This window comes from Agrococcus sp. SGAir0287 (assembly GCF_005484985.1).
Classification (GTDB): Bacteria; Actinomycetota; Actinomycetes; order Actinomycetales; family Microbacteriaceae; genus Agrococcus.
The window spans coordinates 510565-526562 of record NZ_CP027942.1 but is presented as its reverse complement, the minus strand read 5'-3'; the positions used below and the strand labels follow the sequence as shown (position 1 = coordinate 526562).

Here is a 15998-nt window from a genome sequence, read left to right as displayed (position 1 = left end):
CCGACGAAGGGAGCCACCCATGGCAGTCACGAGCAGCGCGAGCACCGTCTGGAACGGCGGCCTCGCCGACGGTTCCGGCACCACGACGCTGAAGTCCGGCCTCGAGACGCAGGTGACGTGGAAGGCGCGCGCCGAGGGCACGGGCCAGACGACGCCCGAGGGCCTCATCGCGGGCGCGCACGCGTCGTGCTTCTCGATGGCCCTCGCGCACGCGCTCGGCGAGGCCGGGCACACGCCGACGAGCATCTCGACCAGCGCCGAGGTCGGCTTCGTGCCCGGTCAGGGCATCACGGGCTCGACCCTCACCGTCACGGCGACGGTGCCGGGGCTCGACCAGGCCGAGTTCGAGCGCATCGCCGGCGAGGCGAAGGCGGGCTGCCCCGTCTCGCAGGCGCTCGCCGGCATCGAGATCACGCTCGCGAGCGCGACGCTCGAGGGCTGACCCCGTACCGCGCGCGACGCCCCGCGACCGCTCGGTCGCGGGGCGTCCTCGCATGCCGGGCGCGCTTCGACGTCCAGCACCGCTCGGTGAGGTGCGAGCGCAGCGAGCGGCGAAGCGAGCCCCCGGCCACGACCACCAGCACCGCTCGGTGAGGTGCGAGCGCAGCGAGCCTCGAAGCGAGCCCACGGCCACGACCACCAGCACCGCTCGGTGAGGTGCGAGCGCAGCGAGCCTCGAAGCGAGCCCACCGCCACGACCACCAGCACCGCTCGGTGAGGTGCGAGCGCAGCGAGCCTCGAAGCGAGCCCACCGCCACGACCACCAGCACCGCTCGGCGAGCTGCGAGCGCAGCGAGCCTCGAAGCGAGCCCACCGCCACGACCACCAGCACCGCTCGGTGAGGTGCGAGCGCAGCGAGCCTCGAAGCGAGCCCACCGCCACGACCACCCGCACCGCTCGATGAGGTGCGAGCGCAGCGAGCCTCGAAGCGAGCCCACCGCCACGACCACCAGCACCGCTCGGTGAGGTGCGAGCGCAGCGAGCCCCGAAGCGAGCCCACCGCCACGACCACCAGCACCGCTCGGCGAGGCGCGAACGCAGCGAGCCCCGAAGCGAGCCCACCGCCACGACCACCAGCACCGCTCGATGAGGCGCGAGCGCAGCGAGCCCCGAAGCGAGCCCACCGCCACGACCACCAGCACCGCTCGGTGAGGTGCGAGCGCAGCGAGCCTCGAAGCGAGCCCACCGGTGACCGTCACGAACCCTGGGGCCGCGCCTCAGTCGAAGGACGCCGTCGACACGTTGCGGCGGTAGTCGAAGACGATGCTCGTGCGCGTCGACGCGACCGTCTGGTCGCCCGAGAGGTGCTCGACCACGAACCGGCGCAGCCCCGACGAGTCGGCGACGGCGACGTGGACGATGAAGTCGTCGACGCCGCCGAGGAAGAAGAGCTGGCTCACCTGCGGCAGCCCGCGCACGCGCTCCGAGAACGCCGTGATGCTCGTCTGCCTCGCGCCGGGCCGCAGCGTCACGTGGACGAGCGCCTGCAGGCCGTGCCCCACGCGCTCCTGGCGCACGACCGCCTCGTAGCCGGCCACGACCCCGCGCTCCTCGAGTCGCCGGACGCGCGCGTGCACCGTCGACTCGGCGAGCCCGACGGCACGAGCGAGCTGTCGATTCGACGTGCGCGCATCCTCGACCAGGAGTCGCACGAGCTCGGCGTCGACCTCGTCGAGGTCCCCGTGGTCCTGCAGCATCCGCGACCCTCCTGAGCACTTCGCATCCTCGGCCCGAAGCATTCGATCGGATGCGGCAGATCGACGGGCAATGCTTCGGCCCCACGCCCGCATCCTGCCACTTCCTCCCATCATGGGTGCATTCGAGTGGCACACCGCCGCGCCCACCGATCAGGAGCCGACATGCGCATCGCCGTCCCCGCAGAGATCAAGCCGAGCGAGCAGCGCGTCGCGATCACGCCCGCCGGCGTCGACGCGCTCGTCGGCCGCGGCCACGAGGTGTGGATCGAGCACGGCGCGGGCGTCGGCTCGCGCATCTCGGACGAGGCGTACGTCGCCGCGGGCGCGCGCATCGCCGCCGACGCCGACGAGGCGTGGGCGAAGGGCGACCTCCTGCTGAAGGTCAAGGAGCCCATCGAGCCGGAGTTCCACCGGATGCGCGATGGTCAGGTCGTCTTCACCTACCTGCATCTCGCCGCCGCCGCCGACACCGCGCACGCGCTCGTCGGCGCGGGCTCGACGGCGATCGCCTACGAGACGGTGCAGCTCGACGACCGCTCCCTGCCGCTGCTCGCCCCGATGAGCGAGGTGGCGGGACGCCTGTCGATCGTCATGGGCGCGCATCACCTCATGGGGCCCGCGGGCGGCCGCGGCATCCTGCTCGGCGGCGTGCCCGGCACCCGGCGCGCGAAGGTCGTGGTCATCGGCGGCGGCGTCGCCGGCGAGCATGCGGCCCGCAACGCCGTCGGCCTCGGCGCGGACGTCACGGTCATCGACCTGTCGATCCCCCGCCTGCGGCAGCTCGAGGCATCCTTCGGCACGACGATCCAGACGCGCCACTCGTCGCGCCTCGAGATCGCCGACCAGGTCGCCGACGCCGACCTCGTGATCGGCTCGGTGCTCGTGCCCGGAGCCGCGGCGCCGAAGCTCGTGACCGACGACATGGTCGCGGCCATGCGCCCCGGCTCGGTGCTCGTCGACATCGCGATCGACCAGGGCGGATGCTTCGAGGGATCGCGCCCGACGACGCACGCGGACCCCGTCTACGCCGTGCACGACGCGCTCTACTCGTGCGTCGCGAACATCCCCGGGGCCGTGCCCGAGACGTCGACGCGCGCCCTCACGAACGCGACGCTGCCGTACGTGCTGCGCATCGCCGACCTCGGCTGGGAGCAGGCGGCGCGCGCCGACGCCGCGCTCGCGCGTGGCGTCAACGTGCACGCCGGCGCGATCACGAACCCGGGCGTCGCTGCCGCGCTCGGCGTCGAGGCGGTGCCTGCGCTCGCCTGAGCGCCGTCGCCGTGGGTGGTGGTCGCTAGCCTGACGCGCATGGTCTTCGCGAACGTCGGCACCCTCGGCACCCTCCCCGGCAGGCGCGACGAGCTCGTCGCCCTCCTCACGCGACCGAGCGACGAGCTCGCGAGCATCGGCTGCCTGCGCTACGACGTCGGCGTCGCCCACGATCACCCCGACACGGTCTTCGTCGCCGAGCTCTGGATGTCGCAGGAGGCGCATGCGGCCTCGCTCGGGCTGCCGTCGGTGCGCGCCGCGATCGAGGAGGCGATGCCGCTGCTGTCGGGCGAGATGGGCGGCTTCCGCTTCGACGTCGTCGGCTCGCCGCTCGCGGACGGGCTCGCACCGTGACCCGCTTCGCGCTCGACGGTGCGGCGCTGCTGCGCCTCGCCGAGTCGGACGTGCCGCTCGCGCCCGGCCACGCACTCGTCGGGCGCGGCTCGCTGCGCAGCGACGCCATGGCGATCGTCTACCGCCAGGTCCGCGCCGGCGAGCGCTCGGAGGCGGAGGCGAAGGCGGTGCTCGACCGCGTCACCGCCATCAGGATCCGCCTGCTCGGCGATCGCGTCTCGCGTGCGACCGCGTGGTCGATCGCACGCGATCAGGACCGCGACGAGATCGGCGACGCCGAGCATCTCGCGGTCGCGCGGCTGCAGGCGGACGCGCTCGTCACCGACGATCCCGCGCTCGCCGCGGCGGCCGAGGGCATCGTCCCCGTCGTGCCGTTCGAGCACCTCCTGCACTGACCGTCCAGCCCCCGCAGGCGTCCGCGAGGCGTGCCAGCATGGGCCCATGGCTGACCTCTTCGCGACGCTCGACGCCCTCGTCGAGTCGTCGAGCATCGTCATCGATCGCCCCCGCGGATCGACGCATCCGCACCACGAGGACGTCGTCTACCCCGTCGACTACGGCTATCTCGAGGGCACGCGCGCGGGCGACGGCGATGGCATCGACGTCTTCCGCGGCTCGGCCGAGGGCGCAGGCGTCGTCGGGGTCACCGTCTCGGTCGACCTCGGCAAGCGCGACGCCGAGGTGAAGGTGCTGCTCGACTGCTCGCCTGCCGACGTCGACGCGATCCGCGCGCTCGTCGTCGACCGGGTCGACGTCGGCGCGATCGTGCTCCTCCGCGAGCCCTGAGGGTCGCGCACGGTGCGACGTCACCGACGCGGTCGACGCCGCCGAGTCAGGGCTCGAGAGCATGGTGCCCCTGCGCCTGAGCGCGCAACGTCGACGTGCGAACGCAGGTCCGGATCGGCGATGCTCGCGTCGATCTGCTCGTCGGCGACCGGCTCGTGATCGAGTGCGACGGCGGGGAGCATCACGCCGGCTGGGAGGCGCAGGCCGCCGATCGCGCTCGCGACGGGCGGCTGGTCACGCTCGGCTCCCTCGTCGTGCGGCTCACCGACCAGCAGATCGTGGACGACTGGGCGACGGTCGAGACCGATCCTCGCCCTCGTCCGCTCGGGAGCGCATCGCCGCCGGTGAGCTGTGCGCGTGAGCGAGCCGGGACGCTCCCCAGACGCCCGGCTCCCCGCTCACGTGCGCATGTCCGCCGCGTCAGTAGGCGCGCGCGTACTGCGGCGGCACCCAGTCGACCTCGACGCCGAGCTCGCGGGCCCACCGGATCGGCAGGAGCGGGTCGCGCAGCGCGGCCCTGGCGACGCGCACGGCATCGACGCCCGAGTCGACGATCGCCTGCGCCTGCGCGCCCGTCTCGATGAGGCCGACAGCCGACGCCGGCACGTCCACGGCCGCGATGCGCTGCGCGAGGTGCGCCTGATAGCCGGGGCCCACGGGGATCGCAGCGCGCACGAGACCGCCCGACGACGCGTCGACGAGGTCGGCGCCCGCCTCCTGCACCCACGTCGACACCGTGGCGGCGTCGTCCTCGTCGAGGCCGCCCTCCGTCCAGTCCGTCGCCGACAGGCGCACGAGGATCGGCATGCTCGGCAGTGCGGCGCGGATGCCGCGCACCACCTCGAGCAGCAGCGTCGCGCGACCGGCGAGGTCGCCGCCGAGCTCGTCGTCGCGCGTGTTCCACAGCGGCGAGAGGAACTGGTGCAGCAGGTAGCCGTGCGCGCCGTGCACCTCGACGAGGTCGAAGCCGGCATCCGCCGCGCGGATCGCCGCGGCGATGAAGGCGTCGACGACGTCGCGCGCCTCGTCGACGCTGAGCGCGCGCGCATCCGCGAGCCCCATGACGGAGCCGGCGACCGCCGACACCGTCTGCCAGCCGCCGTCGGCGATGGGCAGCGATCCCGACCCCGCGTCGGGGCCGAAGGCCGGACGCGTCGATGCCTTCGCGCCCGCGTGCGCGAGCTGGATGCCGATCGCCGCGCCGCGCTCGTGCGCGAAGTCGACGATGGGCCGCCACGCGTCGCGCTGCGCGTCGTCCCAGATGCCCGTGTCCTGGCGCGAGATGCGCCCCTCGGGCAGAACCGCCGACGCCTCGGTCACGAGCAGGCCCGTGCCGCCCGCCGCGAGCGCGCCGTAGTGCACGCGATGCCAGTCGGTCGGCACGCCGTCGAAGGCGTCGACCGAGTACATGCACATCGGCGCGATCCAGATGCGGTTGCGCAGCGTCAGGCCGCGGACGGTCAGGGGGTCGGTGATGGACGGCATCGTGCTCCTCGTTCGGGTCCACCCCAGTGCAGCGCATGAGGCCCGTCGGCATTCCCGGCGGTGCCCGACTCGGGTCGCCGGCCGTGCGCGACCCGTCGACCCGCACGCATCACGCGATCGCGATCTCGTATCGGTCGAGCTCCTCGCCGAAGTCGACGCGGACGGTGACGACCAGGTACTCGCGCGGCTCCTCGACCGGGCGGCGCAGGCTCACCTCGTAGGTCATCGCGTATCGATCGTCGAGCGCGAGCCTGCCGACGACCGCGAACGCCTCGAACCGCTCCGCCGGATCACGCGGCTGCAACGCAGGGCATCCCTCGACGGGTGCGACCACGCAGCCCTCGACGAAGGCGAGCGCGGCGGCGCGCACGTCGGCCTCGACCGTCGCCGCCGCGTCGCCCGACCACCGCACGGTGCCGCCCGTCGTCGACACGACCAGGCCGTCGAGCCGCTCGATCGCGAGCTGCGCGGGCGTGCGCACGGCGACGTCGTAGCGGCCGGGCAGCAGCCACACGGCGCGCTCGCCCCGCGCGACCGCATCGTCGACGGGCACGCCCGCGATGGCGTCGACGAGCAGCGCGCCCGACTGGATGCGCACGGGCACCTCGAGCCCCTGCACGATCGTCCAGTCGTCGCCGCGGCGCTCGAGCAGGACCTCGGCCGACTCCGTGCGGCGCTCGACGCGCACGCGGCAGTCGACCCTCGCGAGATCGCCGCCTATCCGCGGCTCGTCGCAGCGCACCGTCGGCGCCTCGACGGCGGGCGGGTCGAGCGTCAGGAGCTCGCTCGACGCGACCGCCTGGTCGAGGCTGGTCGCCAGCACCGTCGCCGCATCGCGATCGACGCGGGACTCGACCGCGGCGACGTATGCGTCGAGCGCCGCGACGACGTCGTCGCGATCGTCGCGATCGCGCACGACGTCGGTCGCGATCGCCGCGGTGGCGGCGACGGCCGCGCCGGCGACGAATGCGATGGCGGGCACGCGCGCGCGTCGCCATCCACGACGAACCGCGAGGACGAGACGGGCGATCGGCCCGTCGCGCCTGGCTGCGCCCGCGCTGCCGCCCTCTTCCGGCGCGGTGCCCCGTGGCGCGCCGAGGTCGCCGGCTGCGGCGGCGTGCGAGGCCGACTCCGACCCGCCGCCGGGACGCTCGAGGTCCGGCGCGGGCTCGGGCTCGGGCGGCTCGAAGTCGGGCATCCTCGCCACGGCGCGCTCCTCCCGTCCCGGCCGACGCTACCCCCGCGGCGCCGCGCGCCACATGGGTGGCGCATGGTCGCCGCATGGCCGGCATCCCTACCCTCGGGGGATGCCGATCACCGCGACGGGCCCGACGTGAGCCTCACGAGCCTGCCGCCGCTCGCCACGGCCGGGATGACGGTGCTCGCGGGCTTCGCGATCGTCGGCCCCCTCGCCGCCTGGTGGCTCGCCTCCAGGCGAAGAGCCGCCGGCGTGCTCGCCGTCGCGGCGCTCGTTCCGGTGCTCGTGCTGACCCTCTCCCCGACGTCGCGCACCATGACCGTCGGGTGCGCCGTCGACTGGAGCCCGCGCCTCACGGCCGCGGAGCCGCTCGCGAACGTGCTCCTCTTCGTGCCGCTCGTGCTGCTGCTCGCCGTCGCCACCGCGCGTCCCGTGCGCGCGGCGCTCTCGGGGTCGGCACTGTCGGCGGGCATCGAGCTGCTGCAGGCGGTCGCGACGCCGCTGGGTCGCTCGTGCGACACGAGCGACTGGATCGCGAACTCCGCCGGCTCGGCGATCGGCGCCGTCCTCGCGGCCGTCGGTCTCGCCTTCGCCAGGTGGCATCGGCGGACGCAGGGTCCGACGACGAGCGAGATCCCCGTCCGCGCCTGACGCGTCAGCGCGCTGCGTGGGCGGCACGCGTGGCGAGCGCGTCGAACGCTCGACGCAGCTCGACGGGCTCGACCTCGGCGAGGTCGACGTCGAAGCGCGCGAAGGCCGCCGCGAGCGCCATCCACGACCATGCGCCGAGGGTGAGCCGCGTGCCGCTGGGGAGCTTCTCGACCCGACCCTCCCCGGCGAAGGGCCGGATGCGAGCAGCCGGCAGCGGCAGCACGACGGAGCCCGTGCAGGGCCAGTCGGTGCCGTCGGTCGCCCCGCGGAAGCGCGCGAGGGCGAAGGCGCGCGCGTCGCCGCCCGGCACCTCGCGCCGCGTGAAGCGGACGCCGGTCGGCGGGAGCGGCGCGATGCGGTCGACGCGCAGCAGTCGCCAGCGCTCGCGTGCTGGGTCGAACGCGACGAGGTACCAGCGGCCACCGGCGACCACGAGCCCGTACGGCTCCACGATCCACGAGGGGCCGTCGCGATCGTCGTAGACGAGCCGCAGCCGCTCGCCGGCTCGGTCCGCGGCGGCGACGGCGAGCAGCACCTCCGGATCCACGGGCGCGGCCCCGGGCGCATCGAGCGCCGCCACCTCGAGCGCGTCCACGCGATGCCGCAGCGGCGCAGGCAGCACCTGGCGCACCGTCGCGAGCGCGCGGAGCGCATCCTCGGCGATCGCGGCACCGGACACGGATGCCGTGCGCAGCGCGACCGCGATGGCCACCGCCTGCGCGTCGTCGAAGCGCATCGGCGGCAGCTCGCTGCCCGCCTCGAGCCGGTAGCCGCCCGACGGCCCCTTCGCCGCCGTGACGCGATAGCCCATCGCTCGGAGCCGGTCGACGTCGCGCCGGACGGTGCGAGCGCTCACGCCGAGTCGCGCCGAGAGGACGGCCGCCGGCCACTCGCGCCTCGCCTGCAGGAGCGACAGGAGGCCGAGCAGCCGATCGGTGGGTGACGACATGCGACCACGGTACGTCGAGTGGCGGACAGGATCTGACCGCTTCGTCGAGGACCGTGCTGTGCAGCGAGAGCACGAGGCTCTCGAGAACGGTCAGGAGCACCCATGTCCATCGTCGTCACGCCCCACCTGAACTTCCGCGGCAGTGCCCGCGCCGCCCTCGAGCGCTACGCCGCCGCGTTCGGCGGCGAGGTCGCGATCGCCACGCATGCCCAGGCGTACGGCACCGAGGGGGTCGAGGCCGACCTCGTGGCCTTCGGCGTCGTGACGGCGCCGTCCGGCTTCCGCGTCATGGCGTTCGACGTGCCGGCAGCGCGCCCCTACGACCCGGGCACCATCCCGATGTTCGTGTCCGTGCGCAGCACCGACCTCGCCGAGCTCACCACGGCGTGGGAGCGGCTCGCCGACGGCTCGACCATCGTCGTGCCGTTCGGCCCGGCCGCGTGGTCGCCCGCGTACGGCATGCTGCAGGACGCGTTCGGCGTCACGTGGGTGCTCGACATCGAGGTCGCGCGGGACTGAGGTGGCGGGCGCGTGCCGTGGTGCAACGCAGCTGGTCGTCGCACCACGGCAGGCGTCGACCCCCGCCGGCGCGCAGGGCGCAGGCTACTCCTGCCAGGCAAGCCCTCGAGACGCCGTCTGGAGGGTGGTGGGATGGATGTCGTCGACCGCCGCGAGCGCAGCAGCCCCGCAGTCGAGCCGACCCATCCGATCCGAGAACCGCAGGGAGATCGCCATGCGCACCGTCGACGCCTACGCCGCCACCTCCGCCACCGATCCGCTCGTGAAGACCACCATCGAGCGCCGCGACGTCGGTCCGAAGGACGTGCTCATCGAGATCGCCTACGCCGGCATCTGCCACTCCGACATCCACACCGTGCGCGGCGAGTGGGGCGACATCGCCTACCCGCAGGTCGTGGGGCACGAGATCGTCGGCGTGGTCGCCGAGGTCGGCGCCGACGTCACCCGGCACGCCGTGGGCGACCGCGTCGGGGTCGGCTGCATGGTGAACTCGTGCCGCGAGTGCGAGAACTGCCTCGCCGGCGAGGAGAACTACTGCCTCGAGGGCAACGTGCAGACCTATGCCGGCGTCGACCGCGACGGCACCATCACGCAGGGCGGCTACTCGACGCACGTCGTCGTGGACGAGGACTTCGTGCTGCGCGTGCCCGAGGCGATCCCGTACGAGGCGGCGGCGCCGCTGCTGTGCGCGGGCATCACGACCTACTCGCCGCTGCACCACTGGGAGGCCGGACCGGGCAAGCGCGTCGCGGTCGTCGGCATGGGCGGCCTCGGCCACATGGCGGTGAAGATCGCCGTGGCGATGGGCGCCGAGGTGACGGTGCTCTCGCAGACGACGAGCAAGCAGGAGGACAGCCTGCGCTTCGGCGCGACGGCCCACCGCGCCACGAAGGATCCGCAGACGTTCGAGGACCTCAAGGACACCTTCGACCTCATCGTCAACACGGTGAGCGCGCCGCTGGACCTCGACGCCTATCTTCGGCTGCTGCGGCGCAACGGCACCATGGTCAACGTTGGAGCCCCGGCGGAGCCGCTGCCCATCACGGTCTTCACGCTCTTCGGCGCGCGTCGCTCGTTCGCCGGCTCGGGCATCGGCGGCATCCGCGAGACGCAGGAGATGCTCGACTTCTGCGCCGAGCGCGGCATCGCGCCCGAGGTCGAGCTCATCGACGCGGCGCAGGTGAACGAGGCGTACGAGCGCGTGCTGTCGTCGGACGTGCGCTACCGCTTCGTCATCGACGCCGCGACGATCTGAGTCAACGACCGGAGCCCCGGACCTGCGCGTGCGGGCCCGGGCTCCGTCGTGTCAGACGGCGGCGGGCTCCTCGTTCGCCTGCGCCCAGGCGCGGGCGTCGGCGGCCGGCGGCACGCCGTACGCCGCGCGGTAGTCGCGCGAGAAGTGGGATGCGCTGACATAGCCGACGGCGTTGCCCGCCTGGGCCGCGGTCTCGCCGTGCACGAGCATGCGGCGACGCGCCTCGCCGAGCCGGAGCCGCTTGAGGTAGCGCATGGGCGAGAGGCCGGTGATGGCGCGGAAGCGGCGTGCGAGCGTCGCGGCGCTCGTGCCCGCGGCCGCGGCGATGGCGTCGAGGCTCCAGGGATGCGCGAGGTCGGCGCCGAGGCGCGTGATGGCGTCGGCGACGAGGTCGGCGTGCGTCTGCTCGGCGGCGGCGAGCAGCCGCGGCGCCTGATCGGTCTGGAGGAGTCGCAGCACGATCTCGCGCGTCACGAGCGGTGCGAGCACCGGCGCATCCTCGGGAGCGTCGAGCAGCGCGACGAGCCGATCGAGGGCGTCCGCGAGCGCCGGCGTCATGGTGCCGAGCCGCGGTGCGTCGTCGGCGTCGATCGTCGTGCGGCGGGACATCGAGGCGGCGACCTCGATCACGACGCTCGGATCGAGACGCCAGTTCATCGACAGGAAGTCGCCCTCGGCGCCGAGCTCGACGACGCCGGCGATCATGGGCAGGTCGACGGGCGTGATGAGGAACCGCTCCCCTCCCCACTCCTCGGTCGCTCCCTCCCCGTCCGTCGCCGATCGCTTCCGGCCGGCGAGCACGATCGACAGGCACGGCGGGTAGCGCACGAAGAGCATCGGCGTCGGCTCGGTCGTGCGCGCGAGCAGCAGCCCGATCCGTTCGGCGCGGTGCGGTGCCTCGACATGCCGACGGTGGCGCTCGGCCATGCGCTCGAGGCTCGCGGAGACTGCCGGGTCCATCGCCCCATCCAAGCGGATGCGCTCAGGATGCTCCTCGTCAGGCTCGCCTCGCTCGCATCTCGAGGAGCGCTCGTGCCCGCATGCGCGGATCCGACAAGCACCTGCGCGGCGGGGGCAACCTCGCGGCGGCGTGCTCGCGCACGCTGGATGCATGACCACCACGCATGCCGACCTCGCCCACGCCCGCGAAGCCCTCTCGTCGCTGCCACGCGACGAGCGACTCGCGGGGCGCACCGCCATCGTCACCGGCTCGTCCAGCGGCCTCGGCGAGGCCATCGCGCACGTGCTCGCCGCGTCCGGCGCGCACGTCGTCGTCCACGGGCGTGACGCCGGTCGGGCGGACGACGTCGCCCACGCGATCGCCGAGGCCGGTGGGCGCGCCGACGTCGTCGTCGCCGACCTCGCCGCGAGCCCCGAAGCGACGCGCGACTTCGCCAGGCGAGCGACCGAGGCGCTCGACGGGCGCGTCGACGTGCTCGTCAACAACGCCGGCATCTTCCCCGTCGGTCCGACCTACGAGCTGCACGACGACGCCGTGCAGGCGCTGCTCGCGACGAACGTGCGCGTGCCGCACGACCTCGTGGGCGCGCTCGCACCCGACATGGTGGCACGCGGCTCCGGTGCCATCGTCAACGTCACGTCGTGGATGCGGTCGGTCGGCACGCCCGGCGTCGGGCTCTACCCCGCGACGAAGGCGGCGCTCGATCACCTCACGAAGGCATGGGCGGCCGAGCTCGGCCCGTCGGGCGTGCGCGTCAACGCGGTCGCGCCGGGCGCGACGCTCACGCCGGGCAACGCCGACGCGCTGACGGTGCTCGACGCGATGACCGCCGGCTCACCCGCGGGCCGACCAGGGCGACCCGTCGAGATCGCGCATGCGGTCCGGTTCCTCGCGAGCGACGAGGCGTCGTACGTGCACGGCGCGACGATCGACGTCGACGGAGGCATCGTCGCGGCGCGCGTGTGAGCCGACGCGACGCCCCGACCGGATCCCGTCGGGGCATCGCGCGCGCTCAGCGTCGGTTCTGCGCCGCGAACACCTCGTCGTAGACGCCCTGCTCGGCGGCGAAGCGCTGCCGGCGCACGCGCTCGACGAGCACCTGCGGCGCGTCGGGCTGCGTCTCGAGGATCGACACGACCTCGTCGACGAACTCCTGCAGCGGCATCGCGGCATCCGTGTCCGTCTCGGCCGTCAGCTGCGTGCGCGTGCGCGGCGGTGCGATCTCGATGATCTGCACGCTCGTCTCGCGCAGCTGCTCGCGCACCGCCTCCGTGTAGGCGTGCACGCCGGCCTTCGTCGCCGAGTACGTCGGCGTCGAGGCGTACGGCACGTATGCGAGGCCCGACGTCACCGTGAGGATCGCCGCCTCGGGTCGGGTGCGCAGATGCGGCAGGAACGCCTCGACGAGGCGGATCGTGCCGAGCAGGTTCGTGACGACCGTGCGCTCGGCGGTCTCGAGCGCGCCCGGCTCCCCGACGCGCTCGGGCTGCATGATGCCCGACATCGTGACGACGGCGTCGAGCTCGGGGTGCTCGGCGATCGTGCGCTCGGCGAGGGCGGCGATGGATGCGGGATCGGTGACGTCGAAGTCGTAGCCGTCGAGCCCATGCTCCGCGCGGATGGCCTCGAGACGCTCCTGCCGTCGACCGGCGACGAGGACGGTGGCGCCCTTCGCCTGCAGCGCGAGCGCGAGGGCGAGGCCGATGCCGGACGTGCCGCCGGCCATGAGGATCGTGCGTCCTGGGATGCGCATGGATGCTCCTTGCTTCCGGTGTGATCGCCGATTCTCCATCGGCGTTACCGGCGATACGGTACGCGCGTCGTCGAGAATATGCAAGCCGCTATCGCCCCGGCGTTATCATCGATCCATGAGCGAGCAGCCGGACACCCGCACGCGGATCGTGGAGGCGGCGGATGCGCTGCTCGACGCGGGCGGCCGGGCGGCGGTGACGACGCGTGCGGTGAGCGCGGCGGCGGGCGTGCAGCCGCCGACGATCTACCGCCTGTTCGGCGACATGGAGGGGCTGCTCGACGCCGTCGCCTCGTCGGGCTTCGACGCGTATCTCGCGAGCAAGCACGCGATGCGTCTCACCGACGATCCCGTCGAGGACCTGCGCACCGGCGACGACCTCCATGTGCGCTTCGGTCTCGAGCATCCTGCGCACTACCGACTCATGTACGGGCGGGCCGATCCCGAGCGCATCCCCGAGGCGGCCAGAGCCGCGCGCGACCGCCTCACGATGCTCGTCTCGCGCATCGCGGCGGCGGGTCGGCTGAGCGTGAGCGTGCCGACCGCCGTGGAGATGGTGCAGTCGACGGGCAGGGGCGTCACGCTGCAGCTCATCGGCACGCCCCCGCACGAGCGCGACCTCGGCCTGCCGGGTCGCGTGCTCGACGCGGTGCTCGCGTCCATCACGGGCGAGCGTGGCGAGCAGGCCTCGACCTCGGCGTGGGCGTCGGGGCTCCTCGGCGCGCTCGACGACCTCGGCGCCGTGCTCTCGCCGGGCGAGCGGGCCCTCGCCGCCGAGCTGCTGCAGCGCATCGCCGACGCGCGCTGACCCTCGGCCCTCGCGCAACCCGGTCGCGCGCATCGGCGATGCCGAGCATCGTGGCCCGCATGACCGAGACGAACCCGACCGCGCCTGATCCCGACCTCCTCACGGACCCCGACACGGCCGAGCCCGCGCCCGAGGCGCCCGACCTCGACCGGCCCAGCGACCCCGGCACCCCGGGTCCTGCCGAGCCCGAGCAGCCCATCCCCGACGTCTCCCCGGCGCCGACCGACGGTGCGGTGACCTCCGAGCTCGACGGCCCGCCCGAGCTCGATCGAGTGGTCGAGGAGCAGCCGGAGCCGACGAGCGACGCCGACTGAGGCTCCCGACTGCCGTCGCATCGACGGGAGGGTCGCGAGGCGCCCGCGACGTCGCGCCCGCGTCGACGGCGTCCTCAGACGCGCGGCGACGCCGCGCCTGCTCGCCAGGCGGCGACCGCCTCCTCCTCCGAGCTGAGCACCATGCCGCGCGCCGACGCGCCCATCGACACGAGCGCCTCGAGCCAGGAGACGTTGAGGTCGGGCACGCGCGATCCGGAGAAGCGGAACTTCAGCGGGATCGAGGGTGCCATCCAGAGGCTCACGCGGCCGGAGCCGTGGTCGAGGTCGACGTGCCAGGAGAGCAGGAAGCACTCCTGTCGTCGGAGCTTCGCAGCGATCGCCGCCTTCGCGTGGGCGAGCATGCGGTCTTCGATGGTGTACTCCGTCGAGCCACCGTAGATGAGGTGTCCCATCCGCTCGAGGCTAGCTCGACCATCGAGCGGTCGTTTCGAGCGCGGATGACCGCGAGGACTCCTCGTGCGTCGCCCGACGCGCGCTACCCGAGGCAGCCGCCGCTGTGCACGCGTCGGACCTCGACGCCACCGGAGCCGCGGATCGCGGGATTCGTGGCGGCGATCGCGAGCGCGGCATCCTCGTCGTCGGCCTCGATGACGTAGACGCCCGCCACGACCGTCTCGGCGTCGACGAACGGCCCGTCGGTCACGCCGGTCGCGCGCACGGAGCGCGCCGACGCGCGAGGCGTGAACGCCCAGGCGGCGCGCATCGCGCCGGATGCCGCGACCTCGTCGCCGTGCGCGTTCGGCTCGGCGAGCTGCTCGTCCGTCGCGTCGAGCGCGTGGGCGGAGTCGTCCGTGTAGATGAGGACTGCGTACTGCGGCATCGTCGCCTCCCGGTGTCGCGACCAGCATGGCGCGCCGGGGCGACGGCGAGCAATGCGCGCGTCGCGCATCCGCAACCCCAAGGCTCCTGCCAGCGGCGGATGCGACACTGGCCACACCTCGCCCACCGCGCCGTCGACCCGGTCGACGCGCACGACGAAGGAGGATCCGCCCATGGTGCTGTTCACCGTCATCATGCTCGCCGTCGACGTCGCCCTCGCGGTCGCGATCGCCGTCCGCTTCAAGGCCGGCGAGCGCCCGCCGTACGAGCACCGAGCACCGAGCGGCTCGAGCGCCGCTCAGCGCTAGCCGCCGCGGCTCCTCGCAGCCGCACGGACACCGCGGCTCCTTGGCCCGACGCGTCCGGGCGCAGCGCGCGCACAGCGCGCTGCGGGAGCATCGCAGCGTGTCCTGGCTGATGATCCCCGTCGTCGCGCTCATCGCCGTCTCCGGCATCGCCGGCGGGGTGCTGCGCATGCAGTGGGCGCTGGCCCTCTCCCACCCCGGCGACGCCGAGACTCGCCGACGCTGGCGACGGCGTCGGCGCACGTTCGCGCTCTCGCAGCTCGTCGCCGTGCCGCTCGTCGCGATCCTCTGGTCGATCGCGCAGCCGAGCGCGGCTCCGCTGCTGCTCACGCTCGCGGTCGTCCTCGAGGCGGGCATCGTCGTGGCCCTCGTCGTCGGACCAAGGCGCGACCGCGCCCTCGACGGGGTTTGACGCGCGTGGGCCGCAGCGGGACCCCGAGCACGACGAAGCCCCTCGCTCGTCGCGAGGGGCTTCGTGGGTTGCGCGCCCGGAGGGATTCGAACCCCCAACCTTCTGATCCGTAGTCAGATGCTCTATCCGTTGAGCTACGGGCGCATGGCCGCGAGGGCCGTGGACCAGCATACGGGACCACGACCCGCGGCGCGAATCGGCGTGGCGCGGGCCACGCGGTCGCCCTAGAGCGGCGTGATGTTGGAGGCCTGCAGACCCTTCTGGCCCTGCGTCACCTCGAACTCCACCTTCTGGTTCTCGTCGAGGGTCTTGAAGCCCGACGAGTTGATCTGCGAGTAGTGGGCGAAGAGGTCGGCGCTGCCGTCATCCGGCGTGATGAAGCCGTAGCCCTTGCCCGAGTCGAACCACCTCACGGTCCCAGTGGCCATGAGTCTCCCTGTCATGC

The 15998-nt window shown here is 73.6% G+C and carries 22 protein-coding genes, 1 tRNA gene and 1 pseudogene; 14 read left to right on the top strand and 10 right to left on the bottom strand.

The genetic code is table 11. From position 1 onward, the window contains the following. Window positions 1–19: 19 nt before the first annotated feature. Window positions 20–442, top strand: coding sequence for an OsmC family peroxiredoxin (locus C1N71_RS02375; RefSeq protein ID WP_137754949.1), 423 nt, complete (start codon window positions 20–22; stop codon window positions 440–442). A gap of 775 nt (window positions 443–1217) precedes the next feature. Here the strand turns inward: C1N71_RS02375 and C1N71_RS02370 are convergent. Next, window positions 1218–1697 (bottom strand): Lrp/AsnC family transcriptional regulator, encoded by a 480-nt coding sequence (locus tag C1N71_RS02370; protein WP_137754948.1) that lies wholly within the window; start codon window positions 1695–1697, stop codon window positions 1218–1220. 162 nt (window positions 1698–1859) lie between these two features. Here C1N71_RS02370 and ald point away from each other — a divergent pair, with 162 nt between their 5' ends. From ald to C1N71_RS15470, 5 genes and pseudogenes are all read left to right on the top strand, one after another. Then, window positions 1860–2966 (top strand): alanine dehydrogenase, encoded by a 1107-nt coding sequence (ald, locus tag C1N71_RS02365; RefSeq protein WP_137754947.1) that lies wholly within the window; start codon window positions 1860–1862, stop codon window positions 2964–2966. Between the two features lie 39 nt (window positions 2967–3005). Further along, window positions 3006–3320, top strand: a complete 315-nt coding sequence (locus tag C1N71_RS02360; RefSeq protein WP_137754946.1) for a putative quinol monooxygenase — start codon at window positions 3006–3008, stop codon at window positions 3318–3320. Beyond that, complete coding sequence (locus tag C1N71_RS02355; RefSeq protein WP_137754945.1) at window positions 3317–3715, top strand: type II toxin-antitoxin system VapC family toxin; 399 nt, start codon at window positions 3317–3319, stop codon at window positions 3713–3715. Before C1N71_RS02360 ends, C1N71_RS02355 begins: the two co-directional genes overlap by 4 nt. A gap of 46 nt (window positions 3716–3761) precedes the next feature. Further along, the gene (locus tag C1N71_RS02350) at window positions 3762–4106 is read left to right on the top strand and encodes an inorganic diphosphatase (RefSeq protein WP_137754944.1); all 345 of its coding nucleotides are present in this window, start codon (window positions 3762–3764) and stop codon (window positions 4104–4106) included. 95 nt (window positions 4107–4201) lie between these two features. Then, window positions 4202–4345 (top strand): annotated as a pseudogene (locus tag C1N71_RS15470) (hypothetical protein); the annotation flags it as partial. Between the two features lie 181 nt (window positions 4346–4526). Here C1N71_RS15470 and C1N71_RS02340 read toward each other — a convergent pair. Together C1N71_RS02340 and C1N71_RS02335 are read right to left on the bottom strand one after the other, a co-directional pair. Then, window positions 4527–5591 carry an oxidoreductase gene (locus C1N71_RS02340; RefSeq protein ID WP_137754942.1) on the bottom strand — a complete coding sequence of 355 codons (1065 nt, stop codon included), beginning with the start codon at window positions 5589–5591 and terminating at the stop codon, window positions 4527–4529. Between the two features lie 109 nt (window positions 5592–5700). After that, complete coding sequence (locus C1N71_RS02335) at window positions 5701–6798, bottom strand: hypothetical protein (RefSeq protein ID WP_137754941.1); 1098 nt, start codon at window positions 6796–6798, stop codon at window positions 5701–5703. A gap of 63 nt (window positions 6799–6861) precedes the next feature. Between C1N71_RS02335 and C1N71_RS02330 the strand changes: the two genes are divergently transcribed. Continuing rightward, window positions 6862–7440, top strand: a complete 579-nt coding sequence (locus C1N71_RS02330) for a VanZ family protein (RefSeq protein ID WP_137754940.1) — start codon at window positions 6862–6864, stop codon at window positions 7438–7440. Between the two features lie 4 nt (window positions 7441–7444). Here the strand turns inward: C1N71_RS02330 and C1N71_RS02325 are convergent, their stop codons facing one another. Next, window positions 7445–8389, bottom strand: a complete 945-nt coding sequence (locus C1N71_RS02325) for a helix-turn-helix transcriptional regulator (RefSeq protein ID WP_137754939.1) — start codon at window positions 8387–8389, stop codon at window positions 7445–7447. Between the two features lie 102 nt (window positions 8390–8491). Here C1N71_RS02325 and C1N71_RS02320 point away from each other — a divergent pair, with 102 nt between their 5' ends. Both C1N71_RS02320 and C1N71_RS02315 read left to right on the top strand, forming a co-directional pair. Next, on the top strand, window positions 8492–8908 hold the full coding sequence (locus C1N71_RS02320) for a VOC family protein (protein WP_137754938.1): 417 nt from the start codon (window positions 8492–8494) through the stop codon (window positions 8906–8908). 214 nt (window positions 8909–9122) lie between these two features. Further along, the gene (locus C1N71_RS02315) at window positions 9123–10163 is read left to right on the top strand and encodes an NAD(P)-dependent alcohol dehydrogenase (RefSeq protein WP_137754937.1); all 1041 of its coding nucleotides are present in this window, start codon (window positions 9123–9125) and stop codon (window positions 10161–10163) included. A gap of 51 nt (window positions 10164–10214) precedes the next feature. On the opposite strand, the gene C1N71_RS02310 is transcribed toward C1N71_RS02315, so the two are convergent. After that, entirely contained in the window at window positions 10215–11123 is a 909-nt protein-coding gene (locus C1N71_RS02310) for an AraC family transcriptional regulator (RefSeq protein WP_137754936.1), read from the bottom strand. A 151-nt stretch (window positions 11124–11274) separates the two neighbouring features. On the opposite strand from C1N71_RS02310, the gene C1N71_RS02305 reads away from it, so the two are divergent. Further along, window positions 11275–12090: an SDR family NAD(P)-dependent oxidoreductase gene (locus tag C1N71_RS02305; RefSeq protein ID WP_137754935.1), complete on the top strand. Its 816-nt coding sequence runs from the start codon at window positions 11275–11277 to the stop codon at window positions 12088–12090. A gap of 46 nt (window positions 12091–12136) precedes the next feature. Here the strand turns inward: C1N71_RS02305 and C1N71_RS02300 are convergent, their stop codons facing one another. Further along, window positions 12137–12877 carry an SDR family oxidoreductase gene (locus C1N71_RS02300; protein WP_137754934.1) on the bottom strand — a complete coding sequence of 247 codons (741 nt, stop codon included), beginning with the start codon at window positions 12875–12877 and terminating at the stop codon, window positions 12137–12139. A 115-nt stretch (window positions 12878–12992) separates the two neighbouring features. Between C1N71_RS02300 and C1N71_RS02295 the strand changes: the two genes are divergently transcribed. Both C1N71_RS02295 and C1N71_RS02290 read left to right on the top strand, forming a co-directional pair. Continuing rightward, window positions 12993–13682, top strand: a complete 690-nt coding sequence (locus tag C1N71_RS02295) for a TetR/AcrR family transcriptional regulator (RefSeq protein WP_137754933.1) — start codon at window positions 12993–12995, stop codon at window positions 13680–13682. Between the two features lie 59 nt (window positions 13683–13741). After that, on the top strand, window positions 13742–13996 hold the full coding sequence (locus tag C1N71_RS02290) for a hypothetical protein (RefSeq protein WP_137754932.1): 255 nt from the start codon (window positions 13742–13744) through the stop codon (window positions 13994–13996). 74 nt (window positions 13997–14070) lie between these two features. Here the strand turns inward: C1N71_RS02290 and C1N71_RS02285 are convergent, their stop codons facing one another. Together C1N71_RS02285 and C1N71_RS02280 are read right to left on the bottom strand one after the other, a co-directional pair. Beyond that, on the bottom strand, window positions 14071–14409 hold the full coding sequence (locus C1N71_RS02285; protein WP_137754931.1) for a DUF7882 family protein: 339 nt from the start codon (window positions 14407–14409) through the stop codon (window positions 14071–14073). A gap of 83 nt (window positions 14410–14492) precedes the next feature. Beyond that, on the bottom strand, window positions 14493–14837 hold the full coding sequence (locus C1N71_RS02280) for a YciI family protein (RefSeq protein WP_137754930.1): 345 nt from the start codon (window positions 14835–14837) through the stop codon (window positions 14493–14495). Between the two features lie 172 nt (window positions 14838–15009). Between C1N71_RS02280 and C1N71_RS15425 the strand changes: the two genes are divergently transcribed. Beyond that, window positions 15010–15144 (top strand): hypothetical protein, encoded by a 135-nt coding sequence (locus C1N71_RS15425; protein WP_302630603.1) that lies wholly within the window; start codon window positions 15010–15012, stop codon window positions 15142–15144. 97 nt (window positions 15145–15241) lie between these two features. After that, window positions 15242–15553 carry a hypothetical protein gene (locus C1N71_RS02275; RefSeq protein WP_137754929.1) on the top strand — a complete coding sequence of 104 codons (312 nt, stop codon included), beginning with the start codon at window positions 15242–15244 and terminating at the stop codon, window positions 15551–15553. Between the two features lie 71 nt (window positions 15554–15624). On the opposite strand, the gene C1N71_RS02270 is transcribed toward C1N71_RS02275, so the two are convergent. Continuing rightward, window positions 15625–15697 (bottom strand) — tRNA-Arg (locus tag C1N71_RS02270). 80 nt (window positions 15698–15777) lie between these two features. Then, on the bottom strand, window positions 15778–15981 hold the full coding sequence (locus C1N71_RS02265) for a cold-shock protein (protein WP_137754928.1): 204 nt from the start codon (window positions 15979–15981) through the stop codon (window positions 15778–15780). Window positions 15982–15998: the final 17 nt, after the last annotated feature.

Coding starts and splice junctions, on each gene's coding strand:
- C1N71_RS02320 (WP_137754938.1), top strand. CDS start 8,492: ATGTCCATCGTCGTCACGCCCCACCTGAACTTCCGCGGCAGTGCCCGC.
- C1N71_RS02315 (WP_137754937.1), top strand. CDS start 9,123: ATGCGCACCGTCGACGCCTACGCCGCCACCTCCGCCACCGATCCGCTC.
- C1N71_RS15425 (WP_302630603.1), top strand. CDS start 15,010: ATGGTGCTGTTCACCGTCATCATGCTCGCCGTCGACGTCGCCCTCGCG.
- C1N71_RS02325 (WP_137754939.1), bottom strand. CDS start 8,389: ATGTCGTCACCCACCGATCGGCTGCTCGGCCTCCTGTCGCTCCTGCAG.
- C1N71_RS02330 (WP_137754940.1), top strand. CDS start 6,862: ATGGTCGCCGCATGGCCGGCATCCCTACCCTCGGGGGATGCCGATCAC.
- ald (WP_137754947.1), top strand. CDS start 1,860: ATGCGCATCGCCGTCCCCGCAGAGATCAAGCCGAGCGAGCAGCGCGTC.
- C1N71_RS02285 (WP_137754931.1), bottom strand. CDS start 14,409: ATGGGACACCTCATCTACGGTGGCTCGACGGAGTACACCATCGAAGAC.
- C1N71_RS02360 (WP_137754946.1), top strand. CDS start 3,006: ATGGTCTTCGCGAACGTCGGCACCCTCGGCACCCTCCCCGGCAGGCGC.
- C1N71_RS02305 (WP_137754935.1), top strand. CDS start 11,275: ATGACCACCACGCATGCCGACCTCGCCCACGCCCGCGAAGCCCTCTCG.
- C1N71_RS02370 (WP_137754948.1), bottom strand. CDS start 1,697: ATGCTGCAGGACCACGGGGACCTCGACGAGGTCGACGCCGAGCTCGTG.
- C1N71_RS02300 (WP_137754934.1), bottom strand. CDS start 12,877: ATGCGCATCCCAGGACGCACGATCCTCATGGCCGGCGGCACGTCCGGC.
- C1N71_RS02310 (WP_137754936.1), bottom strand. CDS start 11,123: ATGGACCCGGCAGTCTCCGCGAGCCTCGAGCGCATGGCCGAGCGCCAC.
- C1N71_RS02295 (WP_137754933.1), top strand. CDS start 12,993: ATGAGCGAGCAGCCGGACACCCGCACGCGGATCGTGGAGGCGGCGGAT.
- C1N71_RS02340 (WP_137754942.1), bottom strand. CDS start 5,591: ATGCCGTCCATCACCGACCCCCTGACCGTCCGCGGCCTGACGCTGCGC.
- C1N71_RS02280 (WP_137754930.1), bottom strand. CDS start 14,837: ATGCCGCAGTACGCAGTCCTCATCTACACGGACGACTCCGCCCACGCG.
- C1N71_RS02290 (WP_137754932.1), top strand. CDS start 13,742: ATGACCGAGACGAACCCGACCGCGCCTGATCCCGACCTCCTCACGGAC.
- C1N71_RS02350 (WP_137754944.1), top strand. CDS start 3,762: ATGGCTGACCTCTTCGCGACGCTCGACGCCCTCGTCGAGTCGTCGAGC.
- C1N71_RS02265 (WP_137754928.1), bottom strand. CDS start 15,981: ATGGCCACTGGGACCGTGAGGTGGTTCGACTCGGGCAAGGGCTACGGC.
- C1N71_RS02375 (WP_137754949.1), top strand. CDS start 20: ATGGCAGTCACGAGCAGCGCGAGCACCGTCTGGAACGGCGGCCTCGCC.